We start from the raw sequence: 20,936 nt of genomic DNA on the forward strand, positions 1-20,936 counted from the left end.
TATGTTAACCTGAACGGCGTAAATTGCTCTGTTTTGGCGACTATAAGCAAGTTCCTATAGGACACCCAAACGGCTTGATGTTGTAATACTATTTTAGCTGTGAAGGTTGCCATATGATGAGAATAAATGGCGGATTAGCGATGAAATTATCGATTTTCCTGCAAAAAGACAAGTTTTCACAGGCGTAATAAGCGTGATCATCATAAGATATCTGGTACGGGAAACGCTCAAGAGCCAAATCGCCATCCTGTTCATCCTGCTTCTGATCTTCTTTTGTCAGAACCTGGTCAGGGTGTTGGGCGACGCGGTGGACGGCAATATCCCGACAAACTTAGTACTCTCTCTGCTCGCTCTGGGCGTGCCGAAGATGGCGCAGCTCATCCTGCCTTTGAGCCTGTTTCTCGGCTTGCTGATGACGCTTGGGCGGTTGTATACCGAGAGCGAAATCACCGTCATGCACGCCTGCGGGCTGGGCAAACGCACCCTGATTATCGCCGCCATGATCCTGGCGCTGTTCACCTCTGCGGTCGCGGCGGTGAACGTGTTCTGGGCCGGCCCCTGGGCCTCGCGCTATCAGGACGTGGTGGTGAACGAAGCCAAGGCCAACCCGAGCATCGCCGGGCTGGCGGAAGGGCAGTTCAAACCCTCGCAAGACGGCAACGCGGTGCTGTTTATCGGCAACGTGAAGGGCAGCACCTTCAACGACGTGTTCCTGGCGCAGCTGCGGCCGAACGGCAACCAACGCCCGTCGGTGGTGGTGGCCGAGCACGGCAACATCGTGCAGCAGAAAGACGGCTCGCAGGTGGTGACGCTCGACAAAGGCACCCGTTTTGAAGGCACCGCGCTGCTGCGCGATTTCCGCATTACCGACTTCACCGACTACAAGGCGGTGATTGGCCACCGCACCGTGGCGGCGGACAACACCGAATCCGAACAGATGTCGATGCAGACGCTGTGGGAATCCGACGATCCGGACGCGCGCGCCGAGCTGCACTGGCGCCTGACGCTGGTAGTGTCGGTGGCGCTGATGGCGCTGCTGGTGGTGCCGCTCAGCGTGGTGAACCCGCGCCAGGGCCGCGTGCTGAGCATGCTGCCGGCCATCCTGCTGTATCTGATCTTCTTCCTGCTGCAGACCTCGCTGCGCTCCAACGCCGGCAAGGGCAAGCTGGATCCGATGCTGTGGCTGTGGCTGGTTAACGGCGTTTACTTCGCGATCGCGCTGGCGCTGAACCTGTGGGATACCGTGCCGATGCGCAAGCTGCGCGCACGCCTGAGAGGAGCGGCCTGATGTTTGGCGTATTAGACCGGTATATCGGTAAAACGATTTTCAACACCATCATCATGACGCTGTTCATGCTGGTGTCGCTGTCCGGCATCATCAAGTTCGTCGATCAGCTGCGCAAGGTCGGCCAGGGCGAATACACCGCGCTGAGCGCCGGCATGTACACCCTGCTGAGCGTGCCGAAAGACATCGAGATCTTCTTCCCGATGGCGGCGCTGCTCGGCGCGCTGCTCGGCCTGGGCCAACTGGCGACGCGCAGCGAACTGGTGGTGATGCAGGCTTCCGGCTTCACCCGCCTGCAGATCGCCGGCTCGGTGATGAAAACCGCCATTCCGCTGGTGCTGCTGACCATGGCGATCGGCGAGTGGGTGGCGCCGCAGGGCGAGCAGATGGCCCGCAACTACCGCGCCCAGCAGATGTACGGCGGCTCGCTGCTCTCCACCAAGAGCGGGCTGTGGGCGAAGGACGGCAACGACTTCATCTACATCGAGCGCGTCTCCGGCGACAAAGAACTCTCCGGCGTGAACATCTACCACTTCAACGATCAGCGTCGCCTCGAGACGGTGCGCTATGCCGCCACCGCCAGCTTCGAGAACGGCCTGTGGCAGCTTTCGCAGGTGGACACCTCGGATCTGACCAACCCGAAACAGGTGACCGGCACCCAGACGCTGACCGGCGAATGGAAAACCAACCTGACCCCGGACAAGCTGGGCGTGGTGGCGCTGGATCCGGATTCGCTCTCCATCAGCGGGCTGCACAACTACGTGAAGTACCTGAAGCAGAGCGGCCAGGAAGCCAACCGTTACCAGCTCAACATGTGGAGCAAAATCTTCTCGCCGCTGTCGGTGGCGGTGATGATGCTGATGGCGCTGTCGTTCATCTTCGGCCCACTGCGTAGCGTGCCGATGGGCATCCGCGTGGTGACCGGCATCAGCTTCGGCTTCCTGTTCTACGTGCTGGATCAGATCTTCGGCCCGCTGAGCCTGGTGTACAGCATGCCGCCGGTGCTGGGCGCGTTGTTGCCGAGCATGCTGTTCCTGCTGATCAGCGTGTATATGCTGCTCAAACGCAAGTAGCGGAGCAAGCGGTAGTGAAGAAAGGCGTGGCCGCGGGGCCGCGCCTTTTTTGTGGGTGCGGCATGCCCCCCGCCTGCGGTTTTTGTCGTGCTATAGTCACCTCAGCGGCAATGCAGGGAGAGGGAGCTGGCAGCCAATGGAAGATGAATATAATCTCAGCAACATTATCGGCAAGCGCCTGGAAGCGGCACTAGGAGAGTTGGGCGATCTCCTGTGGGCATATGTGGTGTTATCCAAAAAAGACATTGCCTGCATCTTTGGCGTCACCAACTACCCGAGTGAATGGGTAAAAAAGTATCAAGAGCAGGGGTTGCAGTACATTGATCCGGTGGTGCTTACCGCCCGTAACCGCCTGACCCCCTTCGCCTGGGACGAGCAAATCATGGCCGACGCAGGGCTGCACTTTCCCGAACTGTTCGAACAGGCCCGCGAGTTTGGCGTGACGCACGGCTATACCTTCGTGCTGCACGATTACAACGACAACCTCGTCACGCTTTCCTTTGCCTTCAGCGCGGAACAGAAAATGGCGGCCATCCAGGCGCTCACCGAGCGTAAAGGCGACATTTCGGTATTGCTGGCCTCAATCCATGAGTCGTACCTGGCGCTGTCCCCACTGTCAGCAAAAAACGCCGCAGCGCTGGAGAGAAACGCCCGCTTTACCGACAGGGAAAACGAGATCCTCTATTGGGCCAGCGTGGGTAAAACCTACCAGGAAACGGCGATGATCCTGGGCATCAAGACCGGCACCATCAAGTTTCATATGTCCAACGTCGTCAAAAAGCTGGGGGTCACGAATGCCCGACATGCCGTGCGCTTGGGGATGGAGCTGCGGCTGATTAAACCGGTGGAATGACGGGCATGCTAGCCCGTGGAATACTGAGGCAACGACTGCGCAGAACTCATCAGCGGGATACGTCTAAAGTGAGAAAATATCGGCTGGCGAACAGCGTCTTTCGATTCAGGAAATGACGGGCGTTAAATCGGTATTGAGTTGGCGCCGAGGCGATTAACGTAAAGGCCGCAATAACGTATCGGCCCCGAACTCTGCGATATGAAATAATCACCTATCTGAACTTATAAAGGTCTAGTAAGGGACTGTACTTTAGTCTAACTGGTTTCTCACCCCTTGAGGCGATACACTTTCCCGGTAATGTTTTGATAAAAAATACAAAAAAAAACCTGACCGCGTAGGGCCAGGTTGCCAATATTGGCCAACACCAGGGAAAATTTTCTTGCACCATCTTAAAGCGATTAACTCCGCAGAGGCAAGCGATCTCAGCTGGTTTTTAGGCATTAACCAGCCATTTTGTTAGGTATGTGCGCTATTTTCTGGTGATTTTAGTTCGAAGCCTATCCAACCGAAAATACCGTCTCTTTCTTGATGGCGTTATTCCTCTCTTTATATTTCCCGTCTGATATTTACCAATGAAAAAATAGTGTTCTCGGAATGTTACGCAACCTCATTCTTTATTGGCTGACACATTGTTCTGCAATTATTTGCAGCGTTGTCATTGCGGCTGGGGATTATTTTGTTTTTGCCATGCGCAGGGTGAGACAGTGGCGATGGGGGAGGCGGGTTGCGGCGTGCCGGGCTCCTGAACTTGTTTCGCTAGCTGGGCGAGCGGCTCTGGCTAGCGGGAGAGAGTGACGTACGGCACATGATTCATCATTGCTCTGTGCGACGAGGCTGGAATATGGAAGCGGATGGTATTGCGTGAGCGTGGCGCCTGAGCCAGGATGCTCATTGCAATGCAGTATGTTCATCATCAACGTGGTTGGGAAGGGCGCAAAGCGGGAAGAGGGGGCGGGCAAATGCGCGTTGCGGCGGTTTTTTCGACACTTAACTCATTGAACAACGGATAAGTGTTGCGTGCTGGTCGCGGGAAGGTATAATTCACCCGTTTTCCGCATACTACTTCAGTGCCGAAGTGGCGAAATCGGTAGACGCAGTTGATTCAAAATCAACCGTAGAGATACGTGCCGGTTCGAGTCCGGCCTTCGGCACCATTAGTACTTCCAAGACCATCCGAGAAAGTCCAATTATCCCTTAAAAATCAATGCTTGCAGCGATTTTTACGTCCTGAGTCGTCCGAGGTTGTCCGTTGAAATCCGGATGTCATTGGGGGCATAATTGGGGGCATCTTAACTTCGATTAGAAATGTGCCCCCAAATGAAGCTCAACGCCAGACAGGTCGAGACCGCAAAGCCAAAAGACAAAACCTACAAAATGGCCGATGGCGGCGGTTTGTATCTCGAGGTTTCGGCCAAGGGTTCTAAATACTGGCGCATGAAATACAGATGCCCCTCTGACAAAAAAGAGGATCGCCTCGCTTTTGGTGTGTGGCCTACTGTGACGCTTGCTCAGGCAAGAGCAAAGCGCGACGAAGCTAAAAAGCTGTTAGTACAGGGCATCGATCCAAAAGCTGAACAGAAAGAAGCTCAGGCCGAGAATTCGGGGGCATATACTTTCGAAACCATTGCTCGTGAATGGCATGCCAGTAACAAGCGATGGAGTGAAGACCATCGCTCGCGCGTTCTTCGCTATCTTGAGCTTTATATTTTTCCTCATATCGGTTCGTCCGACATTCGCCTGCTCAAAACCAGTCACCTGTTAGCCCCGATTAAAAAAGTTGATGCCAGTGGTAAGCATGACGTTGCTCAGCGCCTGCAACAGCGCGTTACTGCCATTATGCGTTATGCCGTACAGAACGATTACATCGACTCAAATCCAGCCAGTGATATGGCCGGTGCGCTATCGACAACTAAAGCGCGACATTACCCCGCTTTGCCCTCAAACCGGTTCCCTGAGTTTCTTGCTCGTCTTGCTGCTTATCGTGGCCGTGTAATGACACGGATCGCGGTCGAGCTTTCCTTACTAACTTTTGTGCGTTCAAGTGAGTTACGTTTCGCGCGTTGGGATGAGTTCGACTTCGATAAATCTCTCTGGCGAGTACCTGCAAAACGAGAAGAAATTAAAGGCGTGCGTTACTCGTACCGTGGCATGAAGATGAAAGAGGAGCATATCGTTCCGCTTAGTCGACAGGCGATGATTTTGTTAGACCAGTTAAAGCAGATTAGTGGTGATAAAGAGCTGCTTTTTCCGGGTGATCATGACGCAACTAAGGTTATGAGTGAAAACACGGTAAACAGCGCATTGCGTGCGATGGGATATGACACGAAAACTGAGGTCTGCGGGCATGGATTTAGAACAATGGCGCGCGGTGCTTTGGGTGAGTCAGGGTTGTGGAGTGATGACGCTATAGAGCGGCAGTTGAGCCATTCAGAACGTAATAGTGTCCGGGCTGCTTATGTTCATACATCAGAGTATTTAGAGGAAAGGAAGAAAATGGTTCAATGGTGGGCTGATTATATTGATGAAAGTCGTGTGCAATATTTATCACCATATGAATTTGCAAAAAATAGATGTTCTTGAGGAGTAATGAGAGCTGCATAGCCCTCATTACTTTTTTAATATACTTGTGCGATGCTTTGTGCTGTTTGGGAGAATAAATGTATAGAATTAACTGGGACAAGTAATTTCTTTTTTAATGAACTAAAAAGTTGTGTAGTTTGCTTATAATGCTCTACTTTTTGCTGAATAACTTCAGGCGATTTATTGTTTTGAGTGCATATTTGTACTAACCTTTGACATTCTTGTTGCGTATATAAATCATATGTCTTATCAAGAATAGAAACAAAGAAATCATTAATATTATGTCCTCTCATGAAGAGGTAGGCGTTATCCATTGTAAAGCCTTTATGATTCCAATTACTACAATATGCAGTATATTCATTGCTTTTATTTAAATCAGATATCGCTTGTGTCAAGCTAGTGTTAATATCAGATAACCTTGATACTCCTTGTCGCCAGTGACTAGAATTCAAAAGTGATGAGTTATTAGTACATGATGTTTTTTCAACGGATGACATGTACTTAATTGTTTTTTTTAGTTTTCCGTACCCAGATATTGCTAATGCTTTTTTATTGTTTTCAAAAGATAATAAAAAAAGGTATTTTGAAAAGGCAGGGTATATTTGATTGGACAGTTCTTTAGCTATATCTGAAGGTTTCAGTGTTAGTGCTGAAACATGTTTGCAAACCGAATCAGCAAGAAGTGCATCAATATTATTGAAGTGATATTGTATGTTTTCTAATGAATGCAGTCTTGTTAAATAAATATTAGGGTTTTTATAGTACTCCCCATAAGGAGTATTGCGGAAATTAGTCATTTCGTGATGATCACTGTCAAGGCAGGCAATAACATTATGACCAAGTACAATATCTCCTTTTTTTACAAGGCTGAGTATTCGATCACATCCACTGGACACTATTTTATCTGTAAATACGAATTGTTCAGTGCTTCTGAATTCGAAGTTAATAGGTTTATTGTTTGGGAAGCAAACTCCCCAAACAAGCAAGTCTGCCATGTCTTCTAAAAAAACTAAAACAGTTTCTATTTCGTCCTCATCAAAATATTTCATATTTTGATAGTAGTCATTGTCAAATCCAAAACCTAAATTACTCATCATTCCCCCCTAGATAAGCTACTTATGTTGATAATACTTTGATCGTTATAATTTCCAATCAAGGCTGGGGAATGAGTGCTGATGATAAATTGTGAAGAAGGTGCTATAGCAGCGAGCTTAGAAATTAGATTCTTTTGCCATTTTATGTGCAATGATAAATCAGGCTCATCAAATAAAAATATAACATTTTCGTTTCTGTGTAAGTATACGACTAAGAGTAAGGATAATAATGTCATTTCTCCTTTTGAAAAATCAAACCATTTGTAATAATTTTCTTTGTACTCAAGAGATATGAGTCCTTCATTATCAATAAATATTTTTCTATTTGTTAACTCAAAAAAAGAATTAACGATTGCAATAAAATCATTCAACTCTCTTTTATAATCGGATTTCTCTTCAAGCTCCCGAATAGTTTTCTCCAAGGAGAGTTTTCTATCCTCTGGAACATAATCCAACATGGATTTAATTTCATTCATTGCATCAATTTTTTCTCTTTCCTTCTCGTTTAAAATTGATTCTTTAGAGAATTCCTGAAGCAAAATATACAATGTTTTAGCTAGATTATTACTTCTTGAATAGACATCGAGTTCTTCAAGTTTTTCTTTACTTGTTGAGTCCTCATCGTCGCTGAAGTAAAATAGTTCATCGCAATATAATATGGATGATAATTTTTTGCTGTTATCTTTTGGAAAAATTACCAATCCATTGTAACTGCTGTTTTTTTTACTATCCTCGCCTATTTTAATGTTGTCTTTTGATTTGATTTTTTCGGCAGAATTATTTCTGGTTAAGGAATTTAATAGTTTTTTATAAGCTAAATCAAGTTTATCAGTAATTTTTACATGTTTAGCAACAAATGATTGATCATTTAGGTCAAGCTGCCTTGCATCTTCCGGAAGAGTAAAGTTTCTAATTTTGTAAGAGTTTTCAAAATATATATCGACAGCAAGGCCTTTTCTTTTGTGTGGGTATATGGTGTCGTTATAAATGGCTATGGTTTCGTGAATAGCTTTTAAAAGTGTGGTTTTCCCAGATCCATTATACCCGGTTAATATAGTTATGCGTTTGTTTAAATCAAGTTCACTTACAGTTCCCTTGTTAATAATGTTGTAAGTGTCAATTTTTGATATTTTTGACATTTTAACTCCTGGTGTTCAAGAACGATGTGGGATTTATTGATTTTGATTGCATGTTAGTCCCTCATAAATTTTTCACAGATAATTACTTTATTCAAACTTTACTAGTATAAATTGCAATCCAATCAAAATCACTACTTCTTACGCGCAATGCTCTCCCCGCCACGCCTGCGCACTTCATGTGTCGCTTTTCATGCAGTTGCATGAACGGCCGCAGGCCGCGCCAGTACTGGTGCGGCAGGGGATGAAAAGTGCATTTTCTTGCATGCAAAATCATGCACCCTATGCATGCACGCGCAATTTGAGGCTGGCTAGCCAGGAAAAAGGCTGTTTTGGGCGAGGTGGGAGAGGGAATGCCCCGCGATGCTGTCGAGAGCTGCGGGGTGGAGTGTGATTAGTGCAGGGTAGGAGTGCTGCTGTAACGGCGATAGCGGTTCAACGTCCGTTTCTCGGGCGGTGGCAGGGCGTACTCATCGACCGGTTGCGCCTGTATCGGCTGGCACAGGATTTTATCGACGCTTTCCACCGTCTTGAATGTGCAAGAACAGGTCAGGCTCTGACATTGGTAATACGCCTCTTTCGTCTGCTCCGTGATATAGCGCCTGGTGCGGGTATAGGACGCATGGGTGCACAGCGGACAACACATCATGATTAGGCCCCTTTCTCTTGCAACAGACGGCGTTTTTCCGCCAGTTCTCTTGCCACTTGCATCTGGCGCATTGGACTTCTTTGCAGCTCCTGCAATACGCCGGTATCTTCAGGCTAATCTCACTAAGCACCGGGTGGTCGATATTTTGCGTAGCATGGTAGCGCGAATACGGCCTTGTAGCGTTCCCACTGATCTCTTCCCTGTAATCACAGCATTGGCGTTCAAGAATCTGTATCCGTGATACATAGAGATAACTGAGTATCAGCAGACGAATGTGGAGCCTCATAACGGCAGAAAAACACGGACAAACCTTACTGCCTACAGGCATGTGTTGCTGAAGACCCGTTGCCTCACATATGACCTCTAGAACTTTCGGTCCAGAGTCGCCTGAACCGTCTCTTTATCCAACATGTCTTCGGTGAGCAGCTTCTTGAAGCGGGTATTCTCTTCTTCAAGTGATTTCATTTGAGGAACTTTCATACCGCCAAACTTCTTGCGACAGATGTAGAAAGTAACCTCTGAACTAGCAAGTTTGTGGCAGAGTTCCTGGGAAAAATCTTGGCTTCGACTTAGACCTCGTGGAGGATACTGGTGGTTTGTTCGTCGGAAAAATGCTTCTTCATAGGGATGCCCTCACATTGCTGATAATGACATGAGGAACAGATCAACCGGTCGCATTCTACAGTCGTTTTCGCCTATATGGGATGACGTAAGATCCTGTGAACTCCGTATGTGGAACTTTGGTTTGTTACCCATCATTACTGCGCTGGGAGATTTTTGACATTGTGGTATTTTTTAAGTTGCATGATGCGTTTAACTATTTGTTTTATATTTAATTTTCTATATCTGTTCTGAATCGGATTGACAGATTTTGTGAGTTCGATATCCTCTTTGCAGGAGCCAAAATTTGGCGCCACTTTTAGGAAGCATCAATGAGTATAACTACTAACTATCGTACTAGTCTTCGCATCTCAGGTGATAAATATGATGAAATCCTCCGTTTGTGCCAAGCTGACGGTGGAAAGATGACTATGAATGCATGGATCGCTCAGGCTATCGAAGAAAAAATCAAGCGTGATCGTGATAACGAAAGCTTGCGCAGTCATTCTGTCCAAGACGTTAGCAAAGGACCGCGATTTTACGAGTTTTTTGCTGGTGGGGGTATGGCCCGTGCTGGTTTGGGGGCTGAGTGGGACTGCCTGTTTGCTAATGACTTCAATCCAATGAAAGGTCGTGCCTATCGTGACAACTGGAATGGTGGCGCGGACCTACTTATTGAAGATATCAATAAGATCACAACCCAATTGTTACCTGACGAAGCTGAACTAGTGTGGGCGTCCTTCCCTTGCCAAGATTTATCATTAGCGGGCGGTTATAAAGGTATTGGACATGAACTAGACAGCAATCAAACTAGGTCTGGTACATTTTGGCCATTTTGGCGCTTGATGCGAAATTTGATGAATGAAAAACGAGCGCCACAAGTTATCGTGCTCGAAAATGTCTACGGTGTAATGACATCAAACAAAGGAAAGGATTTTGCGGCTATTGGCTCTGTTTTCTCTGATGCTGGTTACCGTTTTGGGGCTATGGTGATTGATGCTCGTCATTTTGTTCCGCAGTCCCGACCTCGGGTTTTCATCGTGGGTGTACATCCATCCATCGAATTACCTCAAGATATGATATCCAATGCACCAATTAGCATTTGGCATCCAGAGAGGATGGTAGCTGCTTATAATGGACTATCAAATAACGCACAGAAATCATGGGTATGGTGGAACCTGCCTATTCCCGCAGAGCGGACAACTACACTCACCGATCTTATTGAAGAGGAGCCAAAAGATGTAAAATGGGACAGTGAAGAAAAAACAAAGCAGTTGCTGGCAATGATGACAGATTCCAACCTTTTGAAGGTTCAAGAAGCTCAAAAAACTGGAAAGCGCATTGTTGGTGGACTTTATAAACGGACAAGACGAGATCAAAACGGTGAAAAAATTCAGCGAGCAGAGGTGCGTTTCGATGGTATTGCAGGATGTTTACGAACCCCAGCGGGAGGATCTAGTCGACAGAGTATTTTGATTGTCGAAGGGGAAAAAATTCGCTCTCGTTTATTGTCTCCAAGAGAAGCTGCTAGATTAATGGGATTGCCTGATGATTATAAACTTCCGAATAACTACAATGATGCATACCATATTGCAGGCGATGGGGTAGCAGTACCTGTAGTTCGGTATCTTGCTAAATTTATTTTTGAGCCTCTTTTAACTGGCTCTCGTGATAGTATAGATGTTAAGAGAAAGGTCGCATAATGAACTTACCTGTCAGTAACATTGGGGCATCATTAGAGTTATTTGCTGAAAGCAAGTTGGTTAATGGTAATAAAGGGCCTATAGCTGCTCTCTTGGTAATTAATCGTCAAGCTCTTGATAGGCAAAAATCGAACAATCTCATATGGCCATTAAGTAATAATGATTGGAAGACTGGTAAGCAAGGTCAAGTAAAAGGATTGGGGGGCGCTGCAACCCAAAAAATTCTGAGTGAATATGGAATAACGCGGGTATTGGCGAGCGAGGGAGGTAGGACTAGTCGCGGTAGTATGCAGCTTATGATTGATTATATTGACTTGCTGAACCAATATCAAAAAATACATGGCGAAATTGACCTGAAAGAGTGTGAACATTTTTGGATCAACAAAGCCAGAGAATTTTTTGAACGAAAACCGTTTGTTTTAAGCGTAGATCCTCAATGGGGAACTCGTCGCGCAATACGTCACATATTATTACAGGCCCAAACTAGACAAAATGAGGGAGCAGGGACCAAGTTTGTTGGATCATTGATGCAACATATGGTAGGAGCAAAACTGGATGTTCTTCTAGGGAGGGGATGTATTACTCATCATCATTCCAATCAGAACGATTCAGGTTCTAGTCGTAGCGGTGATTTTGATTTCGAAGATATGAGTATTCATGTCACCAATATGCCCAGTGAAGCCTTGCTTGCAAAATGCATTGCAAACTTGGATGGTGGATATAAACCATTAGTGATCACCTCATCTAAGGGGGCTCTAGTATTAGAGGCTATGTTGGAAGACTCACGAGAGGGAGCATATGATGGTCGCGTTGATATTCTAGAATTTGAACAATTCTTGGCCTCTAATGTGATAGAACTCGGCAAGTTCAATGCTGCTGGACGTAAAGCAACACTCCATAGAATTATTGAAGAATATAATCACATTATAGAAACTGTTGAACATGACCTTAGTATGAGAATTGATCTTGGTGAAAAATAGAAATATAGTAAATACTTATAATTTTTGATTTTCTCTCTGCTTTCATTACTAATTCATAGGCTTTTACGAAGCTGTAAGTAATCTCCATAAATGATTTTTTATTTAAATTTAATTGGCTTTGTGAAAATTGATTTAATGATGTTTAGAGTGACCTAATAAAATTTCTGAGTAGTCTGGAATATAAATTAGGGGGGTAAGGGGGGGGCTTCCACGCAGATTCTCCCCTTGTTGTAGTGAGATATTGTGACGTGAGGCACTGACTACATTAGTTTTTCTAAATTGAGTTGGCTTTATCGGATGCGGAAATCCCCGCTGGGCATGCGGAAAAAAGGTGCGCTAGTAAGTAACTCGATATTAATAATTGGTGGTTATGTTAAGGTGGTGATTGATGTATATATTATAAGTTTTAACCTATGGTTGTTAATATTTATTATGTTATAGCTTTTATTGTTTTTTTTCTCGGCGTTGTGATTGCATTTAATGAAATTTACTCATTATAATCATACTCTCTATGAGTTTTATTTTGATTTTTTGGTATTAATGAGCTTGTTTATGAACGAAAGGGATAAGAGTGTTAGGTCCAAAACTATGGCTAGGGTAAGAAGTAAAAATACGCAGTTGGAAATTACTGTGCGTAACTTCTTGCATTCCCAAGGTTTTCGCTTCAGGATTCATGTCGACTCTTTGCCTGGTAAGCCTGATATGGTACTCCGAAAATACAATCTATGTATATTTATACACGGTTGCTTTTGGCATCAGCATGAAGGGTGCCGTTTTGCCACCGTTCCAAAAACTAACGTCGAGTACTGGCGGCAGAAATTCGTTAGAAATAGGAAGCGTGACATCAATAGTAAATTGACCTTGCTTGAAAATGGTTGGCGGGTTTTTGAGTTGTGGCAATGCGGTATTGATAACAAAAACTCATCACTTGAATGGTTACCTGTGTGTATTAAAAGCGATTTGCCAACGTTGAGTTGGCCAGACTATATATGCAACGATGACAGGTAATGTTACTAGCTCATAAATATATTGTTTCTATGATAAGCAAGATGTTCTTTATCTGGAGAATGCTTTATAGGCGTGCTAATTTTTTTATTTTCATACTTCTCGAAATTTTCCACATAGATACTACTTTTCAACTGCTTGATTTTCTTGGATAGTACCAGTCTCAATTTATCATCGAAAGTGATTAGCCCACGATCAAAAGCCTTATCATGTAGACTGGATAAGCATAGCCCGTTACTCGGGTTAAGGCGTTGTTCGATTGAGTGACTCCAAGGCAGGATATGGCTAGCTACGAGCAATGCAGGTTCTTCTAATCCGGTGATACAGCAGCGATATTCGTACGCTTCCAATACATTCTTGCGGAACAGGTTTTGGTCTACACGTGTTTTGACTGTAGAGATCTTATCTCTGCCACTGAAATCTTTTGACTCTTCATCAAACTCAGGCGCGGCTGGTTTCTCCAAGTGTTCCATTGCTGTTTGGCATTGCTGATTGAATAAATCCATATCTTGACTCATTTCTTTCCACAGTTCGCGATCGGCATTGGAGGCCCCTTTCAAACCGCTGCGACCAGATTCGATGATGTACGGATCCAAGCTAGCTAAGTTAACCAGCTTCATTGCGAGTGCTGACGGCGTGCGTCCGATCAATTTTGCATAGTGGATTATTTCGGGATTTCTCGAATGAAGTTTGCCGAACGGAATCTGACTATACAGAGTGAAAGCGAGTAGTAATTCTTCCCTAGTCCAAAGTCTTGCGGCAGCCATGCATCAATACCCAGCAGTTAACTCATCGATTTACCGAATGCGTTAACTATGCCAGGTAGGGGAGGAAATGCCTACCTTGATGAATGTTTTTGTTGTGATATGTCAGTCAGGTCTATTGGAAAAGCATGGTTGGGAAGGGCGATGAGCATCGCCCTGATTGCCATTTACGTTAGTCGCAGGCTTCCATCTCCTGCAGTGCCCGCCCATAAAGATTACACAACGCAGGAACCAGATGCGCCGTGGCGTTGAGGTAGCGGTTCAGCTGTTCCCAGCCTTCGACATCCAACTGTGGGTGCTTTTGCAGTAAATGGCCGAACAGCATCAGGCCGTGGCACAGCCCTTCCGCCTGTTCGGCAGAGAGGGCGGCCAGGTCTAAAAGTTCTGAGGGATTGAAAGCGCTAAGATCGAGGTGGTTAAACAGTTGGCGGTAGAGGGTAAGGGTGCTTGCAACGGATTCTGTAGTGGGAACCTTTGTCATGGGTGCATCTCCGTATGTCATTAGTTAATGACTATCACCAGAGACGCTAAACTCGGGTGGTAGCCCAGACGGGGTTAGCGTCACCGGGACATACGAACCGGCGCTTCTTGCGAAGCCCCCGCCTGAGCCACCATTATTTGGAGTGAACTAAAGCTGCTGCATTATTACATAATACAGCGGTAGTATGTCAGATTCGGAACGCTAACTCCGGCTACGGATTTTGCCGCAGCGGAAAAACTATAACGTTATCAATAAAAGGAAAAAATAAGCTGTATGGAATTACAGTTTATTTACTTTTAGGATTGGAATGTACCTCGCAATTCGGCATATCATCTTTGCGTCGAACTATCAGTCATCCATTCATGGATTAAATTTCTTCCTTAAGATTTATAAATATTCGAATATGATGAAAGCTAATTTCTTACTTATCGCTTTCGGTGCAGCATTACTGAGCGCCTGCATTGGCGATCGTCTCGATCAGCGCTATGTGCCGGACATCCCTATCGCCGCCCATGCTAAAGCGAATGGCGACATCTGCATCTATCCGTCACCAAAGGAAAACGAAAGGCCAGATACGCTCTATATCAGTGGTGATTTGGATGAGAAATTGATTGAGGTGGTGAATCGGGATCTGAAAAATGGCATTTGTGTTACCCAAGAAGATTACCCGTTTCAGGAAAATTATATCTACAGCATGAGGCTAAATTTCGTACCGATTGAGAAGCGCAGAAATCTGCAGGATGTCTCCGGCAGGGCCTTTATCGCTCACTTCAAAGTGAAAAGATTCAATAATCACTTTGCTATCGAAAACATCCAATAACGAGGCGCTCTTTTGAAATAACAGTGCTTCAGCATTGTCCAAGCCTTGCAGATAAGGTGCCGGTTAATTCGGCGTTAACCGTTCCAGTATTTATCCTTTCTAGAGCTTATGTTAATCATACGGCTTTGCTAATTCACGGATGAACGAACATGGCGAATGAAGATGAGTTGCGTATTGCCCTGTCGCCGGTGCAGCTTGCGGCGGTACTGTCTGATGAAAGCGTCACTAAAGGTGAAACGCTCAGTAACCGCCTGCTTGGCGGTTTGGGGCTTGCCGGTGGTGTCGTTGAGCTGATGGGGGCGGGGGTGTTGTGCTATGCGCCGGATCCGACGTTTATCACCAAAGTCGGGTGTGTGGTGGTGGGAACGCATAGCCTGGACAGCATCAAAGCTGCTTCCAATCAGATGATTACCGGGCATCCAACAACTACCGATACTTATCAGTCTGCCGTTTTATTGGCGCAAACACTGGGTGCCGATAGGGAAACGGCCTATAACGTCGGTTTAACGGTCGATATTGCCGTGCCTTTAGTCTTTGCCGGAGCGGTTGGTGCTGCCAGAGCCGCATCCGTGCGCATGGGGCGGGTTAAGCTGATTGAGCATGAGTCCGTTAGCGGTAAATATCCGGGCGGGCACACATTGGCTCGGCATATAAACATAGCTCCGGAAGCGCTTATTGCCAGGCTAGCCAGGCGCCCGAAACTGATCGCGGCAAGTACCTTCAGATCGGTAAAGGAGGCCGAAAAGTATGTATCTGTCACGGTCAAGGCGAACCGTGCAGATATTATGAATTGGGTAAAGTACGCATCTCCCGGCAGCCGTTTGAGCGTGTATCATAATTTTTCAGAGTCAGTGGGTTACGGCGTGTTACGCGGCAGCACTGACGTCTATCAATGTCACCGGGTTGGCGTTGTGATTGAATTTACCCGCTATAATGGCAAACCTTACTTTATCCTTAGCGCCTTCCCTGCGAGATAAGCCGATGAAAACCAGCGAACTTGATAACCTGATCGTTGTTTATTTTGGTCAAGATTATGACCTGATAAATGCAGAGGGCGATATTACTGCGCTGATCGCAGAGTACATTCGTCTGGCGACTCATCAGCAGCGCGAGGATTTGGTCAATGAGATAGATGCGTTATTGGCGCAGGATAATGTGGAGTCATTATTCAGCCAACGTTTCGGTTTTACCTTCAGCCCGGAGCTATGGGGAACCACGGTTCCCGCATTCCTACAACAGGCCAGAAGCGCTGCAGTGAAAGTGCTTTGAACACCACCGTGATTCGCAATCACTTTAGCGAGCTCAGTAGCCTATTCAGTATTTACTTCGGTCAGGATTATGACTGTTTACTGATGCCGAAACGGCCGAGAGGGTGATTGACGGCTTCCTGGAGCAAAACGGCACTCAAGTCATCCGCGATATCCTCGAGGAGACTAAAGAGTTTCAGGCTACTTATGCAGGGCGTATAAACGAAGGCATGGCGGAGCATTTTTCAGATGAATTTATGCCGGAGAGCTGGGGCACGACAGCGGTAGGGTTCTTTGCCATATTGCAACGAAAAACGGAACACAAGCTGGGGCAGCTTAAGCGAATTTAAGCCCCCAACCCCACCGCCCCAAACCTACCCCAAATCCCCCCCATTGCTGGCGATCACTTTCTTATACCACCAGAACGATTTCTTGCGGGTGCGGGCGAGGGTGCCGTTGCCCTGGTCGTCGCGGTCGACGTAGACAAAGCCGTAGCGCTTGCTCATTTCGCCGGTCGAGGCGGCCACCAGGTCGATGCAGCCCCAGGTAGTGTAACCCAGCACCGGCACGCCGTCGGCGATGGCGTCGGCCATGGCGCGGATGTGTTCGCGCAGGTAACTGATGCGGTAGTCGTCCTCAATCTCGCCTGCGGCATTGAACTCGTCGTGCGCGCCCAGGCCGTTTTCCACCAGGAACAGCGGCTTTTGGTAGCGGTCGTACATCATGTTCATGGTGATGCGCAGCCCCAGCGGATCGATGCCCCAGCCCCATTCGCTGCGCGGCAGGTGCGGGTTCGCCAGCGATTTCACCACGTTGGCGGCGCTGCTGTTGTTGTCGTTCATGTCGGCGGAGGCGCAGCGCGAGGCGTAGTAGCTGAAGGAGACGAAGTCGACGGTGTGCTTCAGGATGTCGGCGTCTTCTGGTTCCATGACGATGCTGACGCCTTTCTCACGGAAGACGCGGGCGGCGTAGGAGGGGTAAACGCCGCGCGCCTGCACGTCGATAAAGAACAGGTTCTCGCGGTCTTTCTCCAGCGCGGCCCACACATCTCCCGGCTTGCTGGACCACGGGTAGAAGTTGCCGCCGGCCAGCATGCAGCCTACCTGATTGGCGGGGTTCACTTCGTGGGCGATGCGCGTCGCCAGCGCGCTGGCCACCAGTTCGTGGTGCGCGGCCTGGTATTTCACCTGTTCGGGGTTTTCGTCCGCTTCAAACACCAGCCCCGCGCCGGAGAACGGGCTGTGCAGCAGGATGTTGATCTCGTTGAAGGTGAGCCAGTATTTCACCAGCCCGTCGAAGGCTTCGAAGCAGGTGCGGGCGTAGCGGGTGAAGAACTCCACCATCCTGCGGCTGCGCCAGGAGCCGTATTCGGTCACCAGGTGCATCGGCACGTCGAAATGGCACAGGGTCACCAGCGGCTCGATGCCGTATTGGCGGCACTCTTCGAACAGGCTGCGGTAGAAGGCGATGCCCTCGGGGTTGGGCGTCAGCTCGTCGCCGTTGGGGTAAATCCGGCTCCAGGCGATGGAGGTGCGGAACACGGTAAAGCCCATCTCCGCCATCAGCGCGATGTCGTCGCGGTAGCGGTGGTAGAAATCGATGGCGTCGTGGCTGGGATAAAACTCGTCGTCGCGCAGGCTAAAGCGCTTCTCCAGCCCGAGTTTGACCGCCATGCGGTTGGTGCCGTGCGGGAGCATATCGACGGTGGTCAGCCCTTTGCCGCCCTCGCGATAGCCGCCTTCCGCCTGGTTGGCGGCCAGTGCGCCGCCCCATAAAAATCCTTTAGGGAATGTTGAGTCAGACATGCAATCCTCTGGTGTCTCAATGCGTTGCGCTGGCGGCGTTCGCCGCCGGTGCAGTTTGGCCGGGCGCGGCGGCGTTTTCCGGCAGATCCTCGAAGCCCAGCATCAGCGTGAGTGCGAACGACAGCACCACCGAGAGCGCCATCACCGCCACCACCCATACGATGCTCATCGGGTTGGCCGGATCGAAGAACTGCACGCTGGTGAACAGCCCGGGCGAGGCCATCGAATGGCTGGCCAGCCCGCCGATGCCGGCGACCGCGCCGCAGACGAAGCCGCTGATCAGGCTGGCGACCAGCGGCCGCTTCAGGCGCACCGCCACGCCGTAAAGCGCCGGTTCGGAAATACCCGCCACGATGGCGGAGGCGGCGGCGGCCAGCGCGGTCTGGCGCAGCTCGCGGTTTTTGGTTTTCAGCGCCACCGCCAGCGAAGCGCCGCCCAGCGACAGGTTGGCGCCGATCTCCGAAGGCATCACCATGCCTTCTTTGCCGGTCTCGGCGATGGTCTGGATGATGGTTGGGGTGAACACCCGGTGCATGCCGGTGATCACCAGCAGCGGCCAAATCGCCCCCATAATGGCCACGGAAAGCCAGCCCAGGTAGCCGTGCACGGTGTAGACCAGCGCAGAGATGCCGCTGCCGATCCAGATGCCGAGCGGCCCGATAATCAGAATGGCGATCGGCGCGGCGATCAGCACGATCAGCATCGGCTTGAGGAAGTTCTTGGTCACCGCCGGGGTGATGCGATCCACCCCGCGTTCGATGTGCGACAGGATCCAGGTCATCACCAGCGCCGGGATCACCGTGTAGGTGTATTTCACCGCCGTCACCGGGATGAAGGCGAATTCCACCGCCTGGCCCTGCGCCGCCTTGGCCATCAGATCGATAAAGTTGGGATGCACCAGCACCCCGGCGATAGCGATCGCCAATGACATGTTGGTTTTGAACTTCAGCGCCGCCGAGGCGGCGACCATCACCGGCAGGAAGAAGAACGCGCCGTCGCCGATCACGTTGAGGATGACGAGGGTCGAGGAGCCTTTCTCGAATACCCCGGCCATATCCAGGATCATCGCCAGCAGCTTCACCATCGAGCCGCCGATGATGGCGGGGATCAGTGGCGACATGGTGCCCACCAGCGCGTCGAGAATGCCGGCGCCGATGCCCTTCAGGGTAAGCTGGCGTTTCACCGGGGCGGCGGGGGATGCTGCGCCCGGCATGCCGAGCGCCAGCACCGCCTGATAGGCCTTGGCCACCTCGTTGCCGATGATCACCTGGCACTGCTCGCCACTGTGCACCACGCCCAGCACGCCGTCGATGGCCTTCAGCGCCGGCGTGTCGATCTGCGTTTTGTCTTTCACCACGAATCTCAGGCGGGTCATGCAGTGGGTCACGGCCTCGATATTGTCCGCGCCGCCCAGGGCGGCCACAATGGCGTGCGAGATCTCTGCGTAGTTCTTCGGCATGGCGTGTCGTCTCTCAGATAGCAATTCGGATAGCCTAAAGGCGAATATTTACTGCCTGGGCGATCCGTCGTTCCATCCGTATGAAACGCCCATAAGAAACCGGTTTCACAAAATCATGTATTGGTGTTTTGTGGTTGGCAAGAACTATGGTTTTTGGCGTTGCGTTTTCGTGATCTGGATCGTCAGGGATAAGTGCGCACCGATGTGCAGGGGCGTGAAAACGTTCCAAACGCCGGGCGTCTTGGGTAGACTGCGCTGAACCCATGGATTTTGGCGGCGCACAGATGGCAACGATACTCGAGGTGGCGAAAAAGGCCGGCGTTTCAAAGGCGACGGTGTCGCGCGTTTTGTCCGGCAGCGGCTATGTCAGCGAGGAGAAACGCGCGTTGGTGGAAAAAGCCATCGCGGAAACCGGCTATCGGCCCAACCTGCTGGCGCGCAGCCTGGCGACCAACACCACCCAAACCCTCGGCCTGGTGGTCACCAACACCCTCTACAGCGGCAACTATTTCAGCGAACTGATGGCGCAGTCGGCGCGCATCATGGAGGCGAACGGCCGCCAACTGATCCTGGCGGACGGCAAGCACACCGCGGAAGAGGAGCGGGCCGCCATTCAGTTTTTGCTGGATCTGCGCTGCGACGGGGTGATCATCTATCCGCGTTTTCTGTCGATCGCGGAAATGGACGAGATCGTCTCCCAACACCGCCAGCCGATTCTGGTGATCAACCGGCGGCTGCGGCTGAACGACAGCTACTGCATCTTCAGCGATCAGCACGCCGCCGGCGCGGCGGCGGTGGCGCACCTGATCGCGCGCGGCCATCGCGACATCGCCTTTATCACCGGCTCGCTCGATTCCCCCACCGGGCTGGAGCGGCTTTCCGGCTACAAATCCGCGCTGGCGCAGCAGGGCATCGCGGTTAACGAGGCGTTGATCGTCGAGGGGAAATGGCACGCGCAAAGCGGCGTGGCGGCGGTCGATGCGCTGCTGGCCGGCGGGCAACCGTTCAGCGCTATCGTCGCCGGCAACGACGAGATGGCCATCGGCGCGATGAAGCGGCTGGCGGAGCGCGGCGTGGCGGTGCCGGAGGCGGTATCGGTCATCGGCTTCGACGACATCCCGCTGGCGCCCTATACCGTGCCGTCGCTGTCGAGCATGAAGATGCCGGTCACCGAGATGATCCAGGAGACCATCAACCGCCTGCTGTCGATGCTGGACGGCGGCGAGCTGAGCAAGCGCCCCAGCTTCCCGGCCAGCCTGATCGAGCGCGAGTCGGTGGCGGCGGGGCCGTACGAGCGGGATTGAACCCGGAAATGCGTCCGGGGGGTTAAGGTCCAGGCTAGCCGCCTAAGCCCTCGTCACTCGGCGCAGCGATGTCATCTTGCCACCATGCTTTTCCGCGG

At 49.8% G+C, this 20,936-nt stretch carries 19 protein-coding genes, 1 tRNA gene and 1 pseudogene; 13 read left to right on the forward strand and 8 right to left on the reverse strand.

Going from position 1 to position 20,936, the window contains the following annotated elements; all coding sequences use genetic code 11:
• Positions 1-193: 193 nt before the first annotated feature.
• From lptF to MMS95_RS00415, 5 genes are all read left to right on the forward strand, one after another.
• Entirely contained in the window at positions 194-1,288 is a 1,095-nt protein-coding gene (gene lptF, locus MMS95_RS00395; RefSeq protein ID WP_016929274.1) for an LPS export ABC transporter permease LptF, read from the forward strand.
• Positions 1,288-2,358, forward strand: a complete 1,071-nt coding sequence (lptG, locus tag MMS95_RS00400) for an LPS export ABC transporter permease LptG (protein ID WP_016929273.1) — start codon at positions 1,288-1,290, stop codon at positions 2,356-2,358. Before lptF ends, lptG begins: the two co-directional genes overlap by 1 nt.
• Positions 2,359-2,494: 136 nt before the next feature.
• Positions 2,495-3,211: a LuxR family transcriptional regulator gene (locus MMS95_RS00405; RefSeq protein ID WP_242141285.1), complete on the forward strand. Its 717-nt coding sequence runs from the start codon at positions 2,495-2,497 to the stop codon at positions 3,209-3,211.
• A 1,069-nt stretch (positions 3,212-4,280) separates the two neighbouring features.
• Positions 4,281-4,365: transfer RNA gene (locus tag MMS95_RS00410), tRNA-Leu, on the forward strand.
• 163 nt (positions 4,366-4,528) lie between these two features.
• Positions 4,529-5,791, forward strand: coding sequence for an integrase arm-type DNA-binding domain-containing protein (locus MMS95_RS00415; RefSeq protein ID WP_242141286.1), 1,263 nt, complete (start codon positions 4,529-4,531; stop codon positions 5,789-5,791).
• A 35-nt stretch (positions 5,792-5,826) separates the two neighbouring features.
• On the opposite strand, the gene MMS95_RS00420 is transcribed toward MMS95_RS00415, so the two are convergent.
• From MMS95_RS00420 to MMS95_RS00435, 4 genes and pseudogenes are all read right to left on the reverse strand, one after another.
• Positions 5,827-6,885: a DUF4435 domain-containing protein gene (locus tag MMS95_RS00420; RefSeq protein WP_242141287.1), complete on the reverse strand. Its 1,059-nt coding sequence runs from the start codon at positions 6,883-6,885 to the stop codon at positions 5,827-5,829.
• Complete coding sequence (locus MMS95_RS00425) at positions 6,885-8,024, reverse strand: AAA family ATPase (protein WP_242141288.1); 1,140 nt, start codon at positions 8,022-8,024, stop codon at positions 6,885-6,887. The genes MMS95_RS00420 and MMS95_RS00425 overlap by 1 nt, the downstream gene beginning before the upstream one ends.
• Positions 8,025-8,415: 391 nt before the next feature.
• A complete protein-coding gene (locus MMS95_RS00430; protein WP_242141289.1) occupies positions 8,416-8,670 on the reverse strand; it encodes an ogr/Delta-like zinc finger family protein in 255 nt (84 codons plus the stop codon).
• A gap of 314 nt (positions 8,671-8,984) precedes the next feature.
• Positions 8,985-9,293 (reverse strand): annotated as a pseudogene (locus MMS95_RS00435) (transposase); the annotation flags it as partial.
• Between the two features lie 309 nt (positions 9,294-9,602).
• On the opposite strand from MMS95_RS00435, the gene dcm reads away from it, so the two are divergent.
• The 3 genes from dcm (at position 9,603) to MMS95_RS00450 (ending at position 12,961) form a co-directional block, all read left to right on the forward strand.
• A complete protein-coding gene (gene dcm / locus MMS95_RS00440) occupies positions 9,603-10,973 on the forward strand; it encodes a DNA (cytosine-5-)-methyltransferase (RefSeq protein WP_242141290.1) in 1,371 nt (456 codons plus the stop codon).
• Positions 10,973-11,953, forward strand: a complete 981-nt coding sequence (locus MMS95_RS00445) for a DUF4928 family protein (protein ID WP_242141291.1) — start codon at positions 10,973-10,975, stop codon at positions 11,951-11,953. Before dcm ends, MMS95_RS00445 begins: the two co-directional genes overlap by 1 nt.
• 552 nt (positions 11,954-12,505) lie before the next feature.
• Positions 12,506-12,961, forward strand: coding sequence for a very short patch repair endonuclease (locus MMS95_RS00450; protein WP_277951771.1), 456 nt, complete (start codon positions 12,506-12,508; stop codon positions 12,959-12,961).
• Positions 12,962-12,966: 5 nt separating this feature from the next.
• Here the strand turns inward: MMS95_RS00450 and MMS95_RS00455 are convergent, their stop codons facing one another.
• Positions 12,967-13,725 (reverse strand): HNH endonuclease, encoded by a 759-nt coding sequence (locus MMS95_RS00455; RefSeq protein WP_242141292.1) that lies wholly within the window; start codon positions 13,723-13,725, stop codon positions 12,967-12,969.
• A gap of 169 nt (positions 13,726-13,894) precedes the next feature.
• Positions 13,895-14,203 (reverse strand): hypothetical protein, encoded by a 309-nt coding sequence (locus tag MMS95_RS00460; RefSeq protein WP_242141293.1) that lies wholly within the window; start codon positions 14,201-14,203, stop codon positions 13,895-13,897.
• A 307-nt stretch (positions 14,204-14,510) separates the two neighbouring features.
• Between MMS95_RS00460 and MMS95_RS00465 the strand changes: the two genes are divergently transcribed.
• The 4 genes from MMS95_RS00465 (at position 14,511) to MMS95_RS00480 (ending at position 16,620) form a co-directional block, all read left to right on the forward strand.
• Positions 14,511-15,023 (forward strand): putative T6SS immunity periplasmic lipoprotein, encoded by a 513-nt coding sequence (locus MMS95_RS00465; protein WP_239442074.1) that lies wholly within the window; start codon positions 14,511-14,513, stop codon positions 15,021-15,023.
• 149 nt (positions 15,024-15,172) lie between these two features.
• Positions 15,173-16,000 (forward strand): RNase A-like domain-containing protein, encoded by an 828-nt coding sequence (locus MMS95_RS00470; protein ID WP_242141294.1) that lies wholly within the window; start codon positions 15,173-15,175, stop codon positions 15,998-16,000.
• Between the two features lie 4 nt (positions 16,001-16,004).
• Positions 16,005-16,292 carry a contact-dependent growth inhibition system immunity protein gene (locus tag MMS95_RS00475; RefSeq protein ID WP_242141295.1) on the forward strand — a complete coding sequence of 96 codons (288 nt, stop codon included), beginning with the start codon at positions 16,005-16,007 and terminating at the stop codon, positions 16,290-16,292.
• A 73-nt stretch (positions 16,293-16,365) separates the two neighbouring features.
• Positions 16,366-16,620, forward strand: a complete 255-nt coding sequence (locus tag MMS95_RS00480) for a contact-dependent growth inhibition system immunity protein (RefSeq protein WP_277951772.1) — start codon at positions 16,366-16,368, stop codon at positions 16,618-16,620.
• 24 nt (positions 16,621-16,644) lie between these two features.
• Here the strand turns inward: MMS95_RS00480 and MMS95_RS00485 are convergent, their stop codons facing one another.
• Complete coding sequence (locus tag MMS95_RS00485) at positions 16,645-18,075, reverse strand: 6-phospho-beta-glucosidase (protein WP_242141297.1); 1,431 nt, start codon at positions 18,073-18,075, stop codon at positions 16,645-16,647.
• Between the two features lie 16 nt (positions 18,076-18,091).
• On the reverse strand, positions 18,092-19,534 hold the full coding sequence (gene ascF, locus MMS95_RS00490) for a PTS cellobiose/arbutin/salicin transporter subunit IIBC (RefSeq protein WP_242141298.1): 1,443 nt from the start codon (positions 19,532-19,534) through the stop codon (positions 18,092-18,094).
• A gap of 284 nt (positions 19,535-19,818) precedes the next feature.
• Here ascF and MMS95_RS00495 point away from each other — a divergent pair, with 284 nt between their 5' ends.
• Complete coding sequence (locus tag MMS95_RS00495; RefSeq protein ID WP_121976700.1) at positions 19,819-20,838, forward strand: LacI family DNA-binding transcriptional regulator; 1,020 nt, start codon at positions 19,819-19,821, stop codon at positions 20,836-20,838.
• Positions 20,839-20,936 lie beyond the last annotated feature (98 nt).

The organism is Serratia sp. PGPR-27 (genome assembly GCF_022678525.1).
Classification (GTDB): domain Bacteria; phylum Pseudomonadota; class Gammaproteobacteria; order Enterobacterales; family Enterobacteriaceae; genus Serratia; species Serratia nematodiphila.